This is a genomic window from Nocardioides sp. zg-1230, from assembly GCF_013155335.1.
GTDB lineage: Bacteria > Actinomycetota > Actinomycetes > Propionibacteriales > Nocardioidaceae > Nocardioides.
The window spans coordinates 132,256-145,874 of record NZ_JABJQZ010000005.1 but is presented as its reverse complement, the minus strand read 5'-3'; the positions used below and the strand labels follow the sequence as shown (position 1 = coordinate 145,874).

The following is a 13,619-nucleotide window of genomic DNA, read 5'->3' as shown; positions in this document are numbered from 1 at the left end:
GATCGGCGCTGGTGCTTACCAATGTCGGCGGTGCACGATCTCCTCATGACCGCACTCGCACCTCGACCGTGGCTGCCACCGCAGAGCGCGGCGTACGTCGACCAGCTCGCCGCCGGCGCCGCGGGATCCTCGAGCAGCGACGTGCTCGACACCCTCGACCGCCTCGTGACGCAGAACCGCCAGATCCACGATCGCGACTGCATCAACCTCAACCCGGCGACGAACGTGATGAACCCCCGCGCCGAGGCGATGCTCGCGGCAGGTCTCGGGTCGCGGGCCTCCCTGGGCTACCCCGGCGACAAGTACGAGATGGGCCTGGAGGCCATCGAGAAGATCGAGGTCATCGCCGCGGAGCTGGCCGCAGAGGTCTTCGACGCGCGGTACGTCGAGATCAGGGTGCCGTCGGGTGCGATCGCCAACCTCTACGCCTTCCTCGCGACCTGCGAGCCCGGCGACACGATCATCGCGCCGCCTCCCAGCATCGGTGGACACGTCACCCACCACGCGGGCGGCTCGGCCGGCATGTACCGGCTGAACACCGTCGCGGCCCCCGTCGACGCCGACCGCTACACCGTCGACGTCGACGCCCTGCGCCGGCTCGCCCACGAGGTCCGTCCGCGCATGATCACGATCGGCGCGAGCCTCAACCTCTACCCGCACCCGGTCGCCCAGCTGCGCGAGGTCGCCGACGAGGTCGGCGCCGTGCTCCTCTTCGACGCGGCGCACGTCTGCGGCCTCGTCGCGGGCGGCGCCTGGCCGAACCCGCTCGAGCAGGGCGCCCACCTGATGACGATGAGCACCTACAAGAGCCTCGGCGGTCCTCCCGGCGGACTGGTCCTCACCAACGACAGCGAGCTGGCCGAGCGCATCGAGGCCATCGCCTATCCCGGCCTCACCGCGAACTTCGACGCCGGCAAGGCCGCCGCCCTGGCCGTGACCATGCTCGACTGGAAGGTGACCGGCAAGGACTACGCCACCACCATGGTCGAGACGGCCGCCGAGCTCGCCGGTCAGCTGGCGCTGCGCGGGCTCCCCGTCCACGAGGGCAGCGACGGGCCGACGCACTCCCACCAGCTCGCTGTTCGTGCCCAGCCGTGGGGTGGCGGCCAGCACGCAGCGAGACGGCTGCGGAAAGCGAATCTCCTTGCCTGCGGGATCGGCCTCCCGATCGACCAGGTCGGCGGAGACACCAACGGCCTGCGCCTCGGCACCCCCGAGGTCGTCCGCATCGGGATGGAGCCAGCCGACATGGCCACCCTCGGGTCGCTCATCGCGGACGGACTCGACCCGCAGGCCGACCCGGGGCAGGTCGCGGCACGCGTCACGGAGTGGCGGGCGCACTTCAGCGGCATCCACTACACGACCGACTGAGGCTGCCGACCGTGCCTAGTCGGCGCGGGCCGGAAGCCTGGCGGAGACCTGGTCGGGCACCCGCTCGTAGCCCGCGAACGCCCGGGTGAACGACGCCGAGCCGTGGGCGAGGGAGCGCAGCTCGGCGGCGTACCGACGGAGCTCCAGCTGGGGCACGTGCGCCCGGATCACGACCATGCCCGGGTCGCGGGCCGGCTCGCTGCCCAGGACCTTGCCCCGCCGTGCGGACAGGTCCCCCATGATCGTGCCGACCAGGGCGTCGGCGACGAGCACCTCCACCTCGTCAACCGGTTCGAGCAGGCACGTCCCGCCGCGCGTCGCGGCGTCGCGGAGCGCCAGCCCGCCGGCCGTCTGGAACGCCATGTCGGAGGAGTCGACGCTGTGGGCCTTGCCGTCGGTGAGGGTCACCCTGAGGTCGACCGTCGGACAGCCGTTCGTGACCCCGTGCATCATCTGCGACCGGACCCCCTTCTCGACCGAGGGGATGAACTGGCGCGGCACCGCACCTCCCACGACGCGGTCGACGAACTCGAACCCGCTGCCCTGCGGAAGCGGTTCGACCTCGATGCTGCACACGGCGTACTGACCGTGCCCCCCGCTCTGCTTCACGTGCCGGCCGTGGCCGGTGGCCGCGCGGGAGAACGTCTCCCGCAGGGGGACCCGGAGCTCGACCTCGTCGACCTGGACGCCGTAGCGGCCGGCGAGCCGGTCGAGGAGGACGTCCGCGTGGGCCTCCCCCATCGTCCACAGCACGACCTGGTGGGTCTCGTCGTTGTGCTCGACCCGCAGGGTGGGGTCCTCGGCTGCGAGCCGCTGGAGTCCCGACCCGAGCTTGTCCTCGTCGCTCTTCGTGCGGACCTGGATCGCCACGGGCAGCTGGGGATCGGGCACCTGCCAGGGCTCCAGCACCAGTGGCGTGTCCACGGCGGAAAGGGTGTCACTGGTCTCGGCCCGGCTGAGCCGTCCGATGGCGCACAGGTCGCCCGCGACCGCGGAGGCGACGACGCGCTGGGCCTTGCCCAGCGGCACGGAGAGGGACCCGATCCGCTCGTCCTCGTCGTGGTCCGGGTGGCTCGAGGCCGGATGGCTCGAGATGGGGTCGCTGCCGCCTGTCCACGCCGAGCGGTGCCCAGAGACGTGGACCGTGGTGTCCGGGAGCACCGTCCCCGAGAAGACGCGGACCAGGCTGACCCGCCCGAGGTAGGGGTCGGTGGTCGTCTTGACGACCTCCGCAACCAACGGACCCGACGGGTCGCACGTGATCGCCGGACCCGGTCCACCCGTCGGCGTGCAGACCTTCGGCATCGGGTGCTCGCGCGGCGAGGGGAACGCCGCCACCATCAGGTCGAGGAGCTCCGGGGCTCCGACGCCGCTGGTCGCGTCGACCGGGACGACCGGGTGCAAGGAGCCCCGCGCGACGGCGAGCTCGAGGTCGCGGAGAAGGAGCTCGGTGTCGATCTGCTCGCCGCCGACGTATCGCTCCATCAGCGTCTCGTCCTCGGACTCCTCGATGATGCCCTCGACGAGCGCTGCTCGCTGTGCCTCGTGCCGGTGGTCGTCGGCGATGAGGCCGACGAGACGCCCTTCCTCGTGCAGGTGCACGGGCAGCACCCGCTCGCCGAACGCGCTCTGTGCCTGCGCCACGACGCCGTCGACGTCCGCGCGCACGTGGTCGAGCTTGGTGACGACCACGACCCGGGGCATGGCCACGTCGGCGCACTCGCGCCACAGCGCGCGCGTGGCCTCGTCGATGCCCTCGTTCGCGGCTACGACGAAGAGTGCGCAGTCCGCCGCGCGGAGGCCCGCGCGCACCTCGCCGACGAAGTCGACGTACCCGGGGGTGTCCAGCAGGTTGACCTTCACGCCGTCGTGCACGAGCGGGGCCAGCGCGAGCGCGACGGAACGGCGTTGGCGGTGCTCGACCTCCTCGAAGTCGCACACGGTCGTCCCGTCGTCGGTGCTGCCGGCCCGGTTCAGGACACCGGCCGCGACCAGCAGCCGCTCGACGAGGGTGGTCTTGCCCGCACCGGCCGCGCCCACGACGACCACGTTGCGGATCTCCTCCGGGCGGGTGGCGATCGGGGCGCCGGTCTGACCGGCGACAGCGCCGGATTCTCTGCTCACCGTGGCGGCTCCTGCTCACTGTTCCGACGGTCCGAGAACTGTCAGGTCACTGTCGCCCGATCCGGTCCCGGAGGCAAGGGTGAGACGCACGGCAGCCGGACCAGCGACAGACCACCTTCGCCGTGACGGACCGTGCGCGCCGACGGCACGAGGTCCGTGCTCGTCGCCGGGTCCTGGCCCGTGCCGAGGTTCCTCGCGTACCGGGGATGGGCTCCTCCGGAGACCTGCAGCCGGAGTCGGCTGCCGACCGCGAACCGGTGCGCGAGGGCGTCCAGTCGCAGCACGACGGTTCCGTTCGCGTCGTCCGGCCCCAGCCTCACGAAGCCGTCGCTGAGGTTGACCGAGCGCCCGCCGCGCCCCACCTCGCACAGGCGCACGAAGAGGTCGGCCCACGGGTTGTCGGTCTCGTGCACGACCTCGACGACCGGTTCGCCGAGCACCTCCAGTGGCTCGGTCAGCGGTGCGCTGTCGAACGTGACGACGTCCGGGCGCGCCTCGAGCGTGCGGTTGTCGCGGCGACCGCCGATCGCCGGGTTGATCACCCGGCCGCCGACCGCCGGCGTGGGGCGGGCAGGGTCGTAGGTGAACGTCGTCGGGCCGGCCGAGGACGGCGGCGGCGTCTCCGCGAGCCCGCCCCCGGGCTGGAGGTGCAGCACACGCTCGGCGGCGGGCGGCGGCCACGCGTCCAGGTGACGCCACTCCTCCGCTCCCGTCACGTAGATCCGGAACGGGCCCGGCCGTTGCCGACCCGGGGCGCCGGCGAGGTGCTCGGCCAGCCAGTCCAGTGCCTCCGCCATGACGACTGCCGCGCCCTTGGTGAGCGTCTGGACGTGGGTCCACGGTCCGATGGTGAGCCCGGCCTCGACGCCGCGCTGCTGCAGCCGCCCGAATGCCTCGATCATCTGGGCGGGGAACCTGTCCTGCCACCCTGTCTGCAGCAGGACCGGCACGGTGACCCGGTCGAGGGCCTGGCCGAGTCGCATGTCGCGCCACAGCGGGTCGTCAGGGTCCGACGCCACCAGCCAGTCCGCGTACGGCATGCCGGTGCGCACGAAGAGTTCCTGGGCCCTGACGAGGGGAAGCTCCTCGAACGCGGGCCGCAGCCGCCGACCCGCCGTCACGCCGCGCGCGAGACCTTTGACCGCGCCGACGTCGAGGTGGCCCAGGCCGTCCATGAGACCCACCACCTCCTCGAGGGAGAAGGCGCCGGACCCGTGCGTCGCCCAGTGGCCGTCGTGCGCCGAGTTGACGATCACCGCCGTCACCACCTCCGGAGGAGGGTCCGCCAGCACGGCCCAGGCCGCGTGCCCCTGGTAGGAGGCACCCCACAGCGCCAGCCGACCGCCGAACCAGGGCTGCCCACGCAGCCAGGCGACGGTGTCGGCCCCGTCGGCACGCTCCTGGCGGAACGGGTCCAACGTCCCGCCGGAGCCGGACGTCCCGCGGCAGCCCTGGTTCACGACCTGGTAACCGTGAGCGGCGAAGAAGCCCGCGGTGAGCTGGGCGACGAGCCCGTCACGGCCGTACGGCGTACGGATGAGCACCGTGCCCGCGGACCCGGCCACCGGCGTGTACACGTCGGCCAGCAGCTCCACGCCGTCACGCATGGGGACACACACCGGGCGCACCGTGTAGCGGTGACGGCCCGGCGGCAGCCGGAGGACGCGGGCGACGCCGCCCGCGAGGGGGTGCCGCAACCGGTGCCGCATGCCGCCTCCGGTCCGGGAGCTCTGGACCGACGCCCGGGCCGGCCGGCCCGGGCTCATCTCCCACGATCGGTCCGACCGGGAGGTCTGTCAACGAGCTCGAGACGCCGGCCTGCCCTCGCTACCAGTCGACCTGCTCGGCGTCCGTGATGAGGACCGGGCCTGTGGGTCGGAGCTCCTCGGGCTCGACGGCGTCCCGCAGGCTCGCGAACGTCAGGCCGGTGCGCTCCTCGAGGAGCGCGAGCGGCACGAGCCAGGTGTCGAAGTCGTCCAGGAAGTCAGGCGCCGCGCGCTCGAGGCCGTCGAGGTCCTGCGTCAGGAGGAACGCCTTCGCGCGCAGCCGCCCGTCGAGCCGGTAGACGACGACCTTCCAGTGCTCGACGGGCAGCTGCACGCCCCGGTAGGGCGGGTCGTCGGGGTCGAGCACAGGTCCGGCGAAGAGGGTCAGCCGGCGCTCCGCCAACCCCTCGAGGGCCAGCACGGCGTTCTCGAGCAGGCCCCACACCCCGCCGCGGCCGGACTGGTTGAAGTCCTGGTGCTGCGGCGTGATGTTGGTGAAGTAGAACGAGGCGGAGCTGGCCAGCCTCGCCTCGTCGAGCGTCCCCCACAGCACGTCGGAGCGGCGCGCGACGTGGCCGCGGTCGAGGTCGTTGGCCGCGTACACCGCCTCACCCGTCTGCGTGTCGGCCGGGATGCGGGGGTCGAGCCGGAACCGCTCCCCCGACCGGCTGATGCTGTCGCTGGGGAACAGGCGCAGACCGTCGACGTTCCAGGCCACCCACCAGGCCAGTCGGCGCTCGGGGTGCATCCGCACCGTGAAGTGGGCGTAGTCGAGCGGCGTCGCGAGCGCGGGGTCGTCGTCGGGACCGGGAGCGGGCGTCTGCGGCGGCGCGATGTCGGTGTCGAGGAAGCGGGGGTCGTACCCGAGGTCGGCCATGCTCGCAGTCTCGCGCACGCCTCGAACCGGGGCGCTGTGCTCAGCAGGGCGCCATGAGCACCCAGAGGAGCTCGAGGGTCCGGTCCAACCACGCGGGCGCCACCTCGCCGCGCCGCACGAGCTCGCCGAGGTAGGCGCCGACCATGAGGCTCACCACGCCCTCGGCGTCGAGCCCGGCGCGCAGGAGGCCGGCGTCGACGTCGGCACGGATCAGCTGGACGAGCGTGTCGACGTAGGGCTGGAGCGCCGCGCGGAACAGCCCGGTGAACTCCGGGTCGCTGTCGCCGACGATCGCAGCGAGGCCACCGGGCCCCAGGACGACACCCATCTGCCGCCAGGTCTGCTCGAGCGAGGCGCGGATCTTGTCGCGCACCTCGTCCTCCTCGGGCACGTCGGGGAGGCCGATGGCGGTGGACAGGACGGCTGTCAGCAGCTCGCTGCGGTTGGCGTGACGGCGGTAGATGGACGTCTTGGCGACACCCGAGGTCGCCGCGACCCGGTCGACCGTCACGGCTCCCGGGCCGCCGGTGCGGAGCAGCTCGAGCACGGCGGCGTGCAGGCGCTGGTCCACCGATGCCTCGCGCGGGCGGCCCGGTCGCGAGGACGAGTCAGTGGCCGGCATGCTCACCATCGTGTCGGAGACCAGGCTCCTCCGACGCCTGCCCCTCCCCACGGTCGCGCGGGACGACCGATGCCGCCGTGAGCAGCCCCAGCACGACGGCGTACGTCGCCACGGCCGCGACGGTGAACGCGAGCAGGACGAGCAGCGGGTGCATGTCGGCTCACGCCGCCTCGTCGAGGCGACCCTCGTCCGGCCCCGCGAAGACGGAGCGGGGCGGTGGCGCGGACGACGTCTCCGGGTCCGAGCGCCACTTGTCGAGGAAGTAGATCCAGGTGACGGCCCCCATCGAGAGCCCGCCTGCCAGCGACGCCGCGACGATGAACACGACCACTTCGACACTCATTCCTGCCACCTCTTCCTGGGCCGGTCACCGGCCCTCGGGATAACGATACGGTCATCGTAGCGACACCCACCAAGGGCCGCGAGGTGCGGGGCCGCGCCGGCGTCAGCCGTCCGCCACCGCCGACAGCGCAGCGGTCGCGCGGGCGAGCACCGGGTTGTCGTCGTCGGCGCGGTGCGCAGCCACCAGCTCGATCCCGGGCGCCCCGACGAGCGAGACGTAGACGACGCCAGGCACCGCGAGCGCCGCGGTCGGCTCGGGCACGACGGCGATGCCGAGCCCGGCCGCCACGAAGGTCACCAGGGTCGAGGTCTCGGCGACCTGGTGGACGACCCGGGCCTCCTGCCCGGCATCCTCGAAGAGGTCCTGCACGAGCGCGTTCATCGCCGACCGGCCTCCCCCGGCGTGGACGACGAGGTCCTCCCCCGCCAGGTCCGTGACCCGCAACCGCCGCCTCGACGCGAAGCGGTGATCCTGCGGCATCGCCACGAGCAGGCGGTCGTGCCGCACGCCGGTCACGGTCAGGCCGTTCTGGTCGGGCAGCCGCCTCAGCAGGGCCAGGTCGAGGGAGCCGTCCCGCAGCCGCGCGACCTGCTCGGGCGACAGCATCTCGCCACGGAAGCCGAAGTCGACCGCAGGGACCTCCTCACGCAGCCGGCGCGCGAGGGCGGGGAGGAGTGAGTACGTCGCCGAGCCGACGCACCCGACGACCAGACGGCCAGACCGGCCGGACGCGACCCGCTCGGCCTCCTCCCTCGCGGCGTCCACCGAAGCGAGGATGTCGCGCGCCCGGGCGAGGTAGGCCGTGCCGGCAGCGGTCAGGTCCACCCGCCGGGTCGTGCGGGTGAGCAGGGTGACGCCGAGCTCGGCCTCCAGCTGGCGGATCGCCTGCGAGAGGGGCGGCTGCGCCATGTGCAGCAGCTCGGCAGCCCGGCCGAAGTGGCGCTGCTCGGCGACGGCGACGAAGTAGCGGAGGTGGCGCAGTTCCATGGACCAAGACTTCCAGAGTCTCGATCAGGTCGGAATGAGTGGCACGACCTCCGGTCTACCTCGTCACCCAGGGAGTGAACGTCCGTCGCTCCGGCGCCCAGTCGGTCGAGCCCGTGGTCTCGTCCTCGAAGCGTACGGCGACCCGGACCCTCCTCGGGTCGCCCAGGCACCGCCGCGGGATCCGGAGGGAGACCGGGGCGTCCGTGAAGATGTCGGCGCGCGCCCGCATGCCGGGGCACCTCACGAAGCGCGACGGCCGCTGGCCGAAGGACCCCACGAGCCCGAGCGCGTCGTCGAACCCCGCGTTGGCGCGGAACGACACCCGGTAGGTCGGCCGGGCGCCGCGGCCGGTGTCGATCCAGAACGAGTAGACCTGCGCCACCGCCAGCGGCAAGGCCGAGCGGACGCTGACCTTCACGGCGTTCCTGTGGACCACCCGCACCCGCGAGACGTCCACGCCGGTCGAGTCCCCGACCGGATCGTCGAACACGCCGGTCCCCGCGTGCGCCGCCCCCGGGAGGGCCAGCATCGCTCCGACCACACAGGCAGACAGTGCGCGAGCGGTCCATCTCGTCGTGTCCATGCCGCTTCCCTCCCCCGGGCTCCCATGATCGCGCCGCTCGCTGACCGGCCGCAAGGGTCGGCGCCGGCGATCGCTCAACCGCCGCGCACCTCCCGCAGACCTTTAGGACGCTGCGGGTCTCAGTGTCGCCGAAACGGATACTTCACTGTATCGAACGTCACGACTAGGTTCGATCCATGCCCGACATCGTCATCTGTGAGCCGGTACGGACCCCGGTGGGTCGCTACGGCGGCGCGTTCGCCTCCCTGTCCGCCGTCGACCTGGCCTCGACCACCCTGATCGAGCTCGTCCGCCGGACGGGCCTGCAGGAGGGGGACGTCGACGACGTCGTCCTGGGCAACTGCTACCCGAGCGGCGAGAACCCGGCCATCGGCCGCATCGCCGCCCTCGACGCCGGGCTCGGCACCGGCGTCCCCGGTCTCCAGCTCGACCGTCGCTGCGGCTCGGGCCTGCAGGCGGTCCTGTACGCCGCCGCGCAGGTCGCCAGCGGCGCGGGCACGCTCATCGTGGCGGGTGGCGCCGAGTCGATGTCCAACGTCGAGCACTACGCCCTCGGTCTCCGGACCGGCGTCCGCAGCGGCAGCGTCGAGCTGATGGACCGCCTGGTGCGGGCCCGCGAGACCGCCGGCGGCAAGGACCACCCGGTGCCGGGTGGGATGCTCGAGACGGCGGAGAACCTCCGCAGGGAGTACGACATCTCGCGCGAGGAGCAGGACGAGCTCTCGGTCCGCTCCCAGCAGCGGGCCGGCGCGGCCCACGAGGCGGGCCGGCTCGCCGACGAGCTGGTGCCCGTCACCGTCCCGGGCCGCCGCGGAAAGCCGGACGTGGTCGTGGACCGCGACGAGCACCCACGCCCCGACACCACTCTCGGGCAGCTCGCCGCGCTGCGGCCGGTCCGCGAGAAGGTCGACCCCGCCTCGACCGTCACCGCCGGCAACGCCAGCGGGCAGAACGACGGCGCTGCGATGTGCGTGGTCACCACACGCGACGAGGCCGAGCGCCGAGGGCTGCGACCGCTGCTCGCCTTGCGGTCGTGGGCCGTGGCCGGGGTCGGGCCCGAGGTGATGGGCATCGGCCCGGTCCCCGCGACCGCAGCCGCACTCGAGCGCGCCGGGCTCACGCTCGACGAGATCGACCTGATCGAGCTCAACGAGGCCTTCGCCGCCCAGGTGCTGGCGTGCCTGCGCGAGTGGAAGGTCGACCCGACCGACGAGCGCCTCAACCCCAACGGCTCCGGCATCTCGCTGGGCCACCCGGTCGGCGCCACCGGTGCCCGCATCCTCGCCACGATGGCCCACGAGATGCAGCGCCGGGAGTCGCGCTACGGCCTCGAGACGATGTGCATCGGCGGCGGGCAGGGTCTCGCTGCAGTCTTCGAGCGGGTCGTCTGATGATTCACCCCAGCCGAATGCTCGTTCCGCTCCGCTTCGACCAGGGACCCCGAAAATGAGCGCCGTCTCCGTCCACCACGTCGTCACCGGCCCCGAGGGCGCCCCCGTCGTGGTGCTGTCGAACTCGCTCGGCTCCACGACCTCCATGTGGGACGCCCAGGCCGACGAGCTGGCGAAGGACTTCCGCGTCGTGCGCTACGACACCCGCGGCCACGGCGGCTCCCCCGTCCCGCCCGGTCCCTACGGCATCGACGACCTCGCCGACGACGTCGTCGCGCTGCTCGACAGCCTGGGCGTCGAGAAGGCCCACTTCGTCGGCCTGTCGCTCGGCGGCATGACCGGCATGCGCCTCGCCGCCCGCAACCCCGAGCGCGTGGACCGCCTCGTCGTGCTGTGCACCGGCGCCAAGCTCGACCCGTCCAGCGCCTGGCACGACCGCGCCGCCACCGTGCGCGCGAACGGCAGCTCGGCGGTCGCCGAGGCCGTCGTCGCCCGGTGGTACACCCCGGACTTCCTCGGGGAGAACCCCGACGTCCGCGCGGAGAGCGAGGCCGTCGTGAGCGCCACGCCCGCCGAGGGCTACGCCTCGTGCTGCGAGGTCATCGCCGAGATGGACCTGCGCGACGACCTCCCCCGCATCGCCGCACCGACGCTCGCGATCGCCGGTGCCGACGACCCGGCCACGCCCCCACCGCACCTCGAGGCGATCGCCGACGGCGTCCAGGACGGACACCTGCTCGTCGTACCCGGATCGGCCCACCTCGCCAACGCGGAGCAGCCGCAGGCCATCACCCCCGCGATCGTCCAGCACCTGAAGGGCAGCACGGCATGAGCATCGACAAGGTCGTCCCCGGCGCCGCGGAGGCCGTCGCCGACATCGCACCCGGCGCGAGCCTGGCCGTCGGCGGCTTCGGCCTGGTCGGCATCCCGTGGACGCTGATCAGCGCGCTGCTCGACCAGGGCGCCGACGACCTCACCGTCGTGTCCAACAACTGCGGCGTCGACGGCGCGGGCCTCGGCCTGCTCCTCGAGGCCCGCCGCATCACGCGCGTCATCGCGTCGTACGTCGGGGAGAACAAGGAGTTCGGCCGGCAGTACCTCGCCGGCGAGCTGACCGTCGAGCTCACCCCGCAGGGCACGCTCGCCGAGCGGCTGCGCGCCGGCGGTGCCGGCATCGGGGCCTTCTTCACCCCGACCGGCGTGGGCACGATGGTCTCCGAGGGCGGCCTCCCCTGGCGCTACCACCCCGACGGCACCGTCGCGCTCGCCTCCGAGGCCAAGGAGGTGCGCACCTTCCACGGCGTCGACATGGTGCTCGAGGAGTCGATCGTCACCGACGTCGCACTCGTCCGCGCCGCGAAGGTCGACCGCGCGGGAAACTGCGTCTTCCACGCCTCGGCCCGCAACTTCAACATCCCGGCCGCGATGGCCGGGCGGCTGACCATCGTCGAGGCCGAGGAGGTCGTGGAGGTCGGCGACATCGCGCCCGACGACATCCACCTGCCCGGGGTGTTCGTCCAGCGCGTCGTCGAGCTGACGCCGTCGCAGGCCCACGAGAAGGACATCGAGAAGCTGACCACCCGACCCCGAGAGGCGGCGCAGGCATGAGCTGGACACGAGACGAGATGGCCGCGAGGGCCGCGCTCGAGCTGAGGGCCGGCGAGTACGTCAACCTCGGCATCGGCCTGCCGACGATGATCCCGGCCCACCTGCCGGCGGACTCGACGGTCACTCTGCACGCCGAGAACGGCATCCTCGGTGTCGGGCCCTACCCCTACGAGGACGAGGTCGACCCCGACCTGGTCAACGCCGGCAAGCAGACCGTCACGGTGCTGCCCGGGGCGTCGTTCTTCGACTCCTCGCTGAGCTTCGCGATGATCCGCGGCAGCCACATCGACACCGCCGTCCTCGGCGGCATGCAGGTCTCCATGGCCGGCGACCTCGCCAACTGGATGGTGCCGGGATCGATGGTCAAGGGCATGGGCGGCGCGATGGACCTCGTCAGCGGCGCCCGTCGGGTGATCGTGCTGATGGAGCACGTCTCCAGGAGCGGCGCCGCCAAGCTGGTCGCCGCGTGCGACCTCCCCCTCACCGGCCGTCGCGTCGTCGACCGGGTCGTCACCGACCTGGGCGTCCTCGACGTCGCGGGCGACGGCTTCGAGCTCGTCGAGCTCGCGCCGGGCGTCACCGCCGAGGAGCTCGTCGAGCGGACCGCCGCCCCCGTGCGGGTGCCGGTCGGGGTCTGACATGACGACTCACGACGACTGAGGCCCAATGCCCCCAATTGGGGGATGCCCCGTCGCGGCCGGGAGTGCGACGGTCCGAGGATGACCAGAACCCCCCACCACCGCGTCCTCCTCCGCGTCCTCCTGGGTCTCCTCGCCTCGGCACTCGCGCTGGGCACCGCACTGGTGCCCAGCGCGAGCGTCCATGCCGGCCCTCCGGGCGCCGGGCAGGGCACCCCGGCGCGCACGGCCACCGTCATGACGCGCAACCTCTACCTCGGTGCGGAGCTGACCCCGATCCTGACGGCGCTCGTCAGCGGCAACAACGCCGCCATCGTCGGCGCCGCGACGCAGACGTGGGCCGCCGTGCAGGCGACCCGGCCCGAGGAGCGGATGGGGGCGATCGCCGACGAGATCGTGGCGGCCGATGCGGACGCCGTGGGCCTGCAGGAGGTCACCACCTGGACGACGTACGCCTACAACCCGCTGACCCGCGAGACGAGCAACCCGACCGTCGCGTACGACTTCCTCGAACTGCTGCTGGATGCGCTGGAGGAGCGGGGCGCCGACTACCGGGAGGTCGCGGGCGCGACGGCGCACAACTTCTCCTCCCCGCCCATCCCCTACTTGGCGAGCCCCACGGCCACGTTCCCGACGCGCGCGGTCAGCCTCGCCGACCGTGACGTGATCATCGTCCGCGACGACGTGGCCGCGACCAACGCACGCACCGGCACCTACGACACCATCATCAGCTTCCCCTACGACGGGGGTTTGCTGCCCGTGGCGCGGGGCTGGGGCTCGGCGGACCTGACGGTGGGCAAGGCCACGTTCCGCTTCGTCAACTCCCACCTCGAGGCCTTCGGCATCCCCGGTCTCGACGGCGAGCAGGTCCGCGTCGCCCAGGTCGGCGAGCTGTTGGCCGCGCAGGCCGCTCTCACGACCCAGCTCGGCAGCCTGCCGATGGTCTACGTCGGTGACTACAACTCCGACGCACCGGACGCACCGGCGTACACGCGCCTCCTGGCGGGCGTCGGCGCCGACGCCTGGCCGAGGAACAACCCCGGTGACCCCGGCTTCACGTGCTGCCTCGGCGCAACCCTCACCGACCCGGACAACCCGCTCACCTCGCGGATCGACCTGGTCCTGCACAGCCGCGACGTCAAGGCCGCCCGCGCCCACATCGTCGGCGACGACCCGGCCGACATGACCGCGTCGGGCCTGTGGCCCTCCGACCACGCCGGTGTCGTCGCACGCCTGGTGGTGCCGGCCCGCCGCTGACCGCACGCACGTAGAGGCCCCCTCCCGCGGGAGGGGGCCTCTACGTGCGTGC

At 72.8% G+C, this 13,619-nt stretch carries 14 protein-coding genes; 6 read left to right on the top strand and 8 right to left on the bottom strand.

Annotated elements, in window-relative coordinates; translation table 11 throughout:
• The first annotated feature begins 45 nt into the window (after positions 1 to 45).
• Positions 46 to 1,371 carry a serine hydroxymethyltransferase gene (locus HOO61_RS16615; RefSeq protein ID WP_172260451.1) on the top strand — a complete coding sequence of 442 codons (1,326 nt, stop codon included), beginning with the start codon at positions 46 to 48 and terminating at the stop codon, positions 1,369 to 1,371.
• Between the two features lie 15 nt (positions 1,372 to 1,386).
• Here HOO61_RS16615 and HOO61_RS16610 read toward each other — a convergent pair whose 3' ends face one another.
• The 8 genes from HOO61_RS16610 to HOO61_RS16575 all read right to left on the bottom strand — a co-directional run bounded on the left by HOO61_RS16610 (position 1,387) and on the right by HOO61_RS16575 (position 8,673).
• Positions 1,387 to 3,495: an elongation factor G gene (locus HOO61_RS16610; RefSeq protein WP_172260449.1), complete on the bottom strand. Its 2,109-nt coding sequence runs from the start codon at positions 3,493 to 3,495 to the stop codon at positions 1,387 to 1,389.
• A 41-nt stretch (positions 3,496 to 3,536) separates the two neighbouring features.
• Positions 3,537 to 5,102, bottom strand: a complete 1,566-nt coding sequence (locus HOO61_RS16605; RefSeq protein ID WP_253942522.1) for a CocE/NonD family hydrolase — start codon at positions 5,100 to 5,102, stop codon at positions 3,537 to 3,539.
• A gap of 220 nt (positions 5,103 to 5,322) precedes the next feature.
• Positions 5,323 to 6,138, bottom strand: a complete 816-nt coding sequence (locus HOO61_RS16600; protein WP_172260444.1) for a DNA/RNA non-specific endonuclease — start codon at positions 6,136 to 6,138, stop codon at positions 5,323 to 5,325.
• 40 nt (positions 6,139 to 6,178) lie between these two features.
• On the bottom strand, positions 6,179 to 6,760 hold the full coding sequence (locus HOO61_RS16595; protein ID WP_172260442.1) for a TetR/AcrR family transcriptional regulator: 582 nt from the start codon (positions 6,758 to 6,760) through the stop codon (positions 6,179 to 6,181).
• A complete protein-coding gene (locus HOO61_RS16590; RefSeq protein ID WP_172260440.1) occupies positions 6,747 to 6,914 on the bottom strand; it encodes a hypothetical protein in 168 nt (55 codons plus the stop codon). The genes HOO61_RS16595 and HOO61_RS16590 overlap by 14 nt, the downstream gene beginning before the upstream one ends.
• A 6-nt stretch (positions 6,915 to 6,920) precedes the next feature.
• The gene (locus tag HOO61_RS16585; protein WP_172260438.1) at positions 6,921 to 7,103 is read right to left on the bottom strand and encodes a hypothetical protein; all 183 of its coding nucleotides are present in this window, start codon (positions 7,101 to 7,103) and stop codon (positions 6,921 to 6,923) included.
• A 102-nt stretch (positions 7,104 to 7,205) separates the two neighbouring features.
• Complete coding sequence (locus tag HOO61_RS16580; protein ID WP_172260436.1) at positions 7,206 to 8,090, bottom strand: LysR substrate-binding domain-containing protein; 885 nt, start codon at positions 8,088 to 8,090, stop codon at positions 7,206 to 7,208.
• A 55-nt stretch (positions 8,091 to 8,145) separates the two neighbouring features.
• The gene (locus HOO61_RS16575; RefSeq protein ID WP_172260434.1) at positions 8,146 to 8,673 is read right to left on the bottom strand and encodes a hypothetical protein; all 528 of its coding nucleotides are present in this window, start codon (positions 8,671 to 8,673) and stop codon (positions 8,146 to 8,148) included.
• A 176-nt stretch (positions 8,674 to 8,849) separates the two neighbouring features.
• Here HOO61_RS16575 and HOO61_RS16570 point away from each other — a divergent pair, with 176 nt between their 5' ends.
• The 5 genes from HOO61_RS16570 to HOO61_RS16550 all read left to right on the top strand — a co-directional run bounded on the left by HOO61_RS16570 (position 8,850) and on the right by HOO61_RS16550 (position 13,567).
• Positions 8,850 to 10,064, top strand: a complete 1,215-nt coding sequence (locus HOO61_RS16570; RefSeq protein ID WP_172260432.1) for an acetyl-CoA C-acetyltransferase — start codon at positions 8,850 to 8,852, stop codon at positions 10,062 to 10,064.
• 55 nt (positions 10,065 to 10,119) lie between these two features.
• Positions 10,120 to 10,896, top strand: coding sequence for a 3-oxoadipate enol-lactonase (pcaD, locus tag HOO61_RS16565; RefSeq protein ID WP_172260430.1), 777 nt, complete (start codon positions 10,120 to 10,122; stop codon positions 10,894 to 10,896).
• Positions 10,893 to 11,672 carry a CoA transferase subunit A gene (locus tag HOO61_RS16560; RefSeq protein WP_172260428.1) on the top strand — a complete coding sequence of 260 codons (780 nt, stop codon included), beginning with the start codon at positions 10,893 to 10,895 and terminating at the stop codon, positions 11,670 to 11,672. Before pcaD ends, HOO61_RS16560 begins: the two co-directional genes overlap by 4 nt.
• On the top strand, positions 11,669 to 12,310 hold the full coding sequence (locus HOO61_RS16555) for a 3-oxoacid CoA-transferase subunit B (RefSeq protein ID WP_172260426.1): 642 nt from the start codon (positions 11,669 to 11,671) through the stop codon (positions 12,308 to 12,310). The genes HOO61_RS16560 and HOO61_RS16555 overlap by 4 nt, the downstream gene beginning before the upstream one ends.
• 81 nt (positions 12,311 to 12,391) lie before the next feature.
• Positions 12,392 to 13,567 carry an endonuclease/exonuclease/phosphatase family protein gene (locus tag HOO61_RS16550; protein ID WP_172260424.1) on the top strand — a complete coding sequence of 392 codons (1,176 nt, stop codon included), beginning with the start codon at positions 12,392 to 12,394 and terminating at the stop codon, positions 13,565 to 13,567.
• The last annotated feature ends 52 nt before the right edge of the window (positions 13,568 to 13,619 follow it).

Coding starts and splice junctions, on each gene's coding strand:
- HOO61_RS16550 (WP_172260424.1), top strand. CDS start 12,392: ATGACCAGAACCCCCCACCACCGCGTCCTCCTCCGCGTCCTCCTGGGT.
- HOO61_RS16605 (WP_253942522.1), bottom strand. CDS start 5,102: ATGCGTGACGGCGTGGAGCTGCTGGCCGACGTGTACACGCCGGTGGCC.
- pcaD (WP_172260430.1), top strand. CDS start 10,120: ATGAGCGCCGTCTCCGTCCACCACGTCGTCACCGGCCCCGAGGGCGCC.
- HOO61_RS16580 (WP_172260436.1), bottom strand. CDS start 8,090: ATGGAACTGCGCCACCTCCGCTACTTCGTCGCCGTCGCCGAGCAGCGC.
- HOO61_RS16555 (WP_172260426.1), top strand. CDS start 11,669: ATGAGCTGGACACGAGACGAGATGGCCGCGAGGGCCGCGCTCGAGCTG.
- HOO61_RS16615 (WP_172260451.1), top strand. CDS start 46: ATGACCGCACTCGCACCTCGACCGTGGCTGCCACCGCAGAGCGCGGCG.
- HOO61_RS16595 (WP_172260442.1), bottom strand. CDS start 6,760: ATGCCGGCCACTGACTCGTCCTCGCGACCGGGCCGCCCGCGCGAGGCA.
- HOO61_RS16560 (WP_172260428.1), top strand. CDS start 10,893: ATGAGCATCGACAAGGTCGTCCCCGGCGCCGCGGAGGCCGTCGCCGAC.
- HOO61_RS16590 (WP_172260440.1), bottom strand. CDS start 6,914: ATGCACCCGCTGCTCGTCCTGCTCGCGTTCACCGTCGCGGCCGTGGCG.
- HOO61_RS16600 (WP_172260444.1), bottom strand. CDS start 6,138: ATGGCCGACCTCGGGTACGACCCCCGCTTCCTCGACACCGACATCGCG.
- HOO61_RS16585 (WP_172260438.1), bottom strand. CDS start 7,103: ATGAGTGTCGAAGTGGTCGTGTTCATCGTCGCGGCGTCGCTGGCAGGC.
- HOO61_RS16570 (WP_172260432.1), top strand. CDS start 8,850: ATGCCCGACATCGTCATCTGTGAGCCGGTACGGACCCCGGTGGGTCGC.
- HOO61_RS16575 (WP_172260434.1), bottom strand. CDS start 8,673: ATGGACACGACGAGATGGACCGCTCGCGCACTGTCTGCCTGTGTGGTC.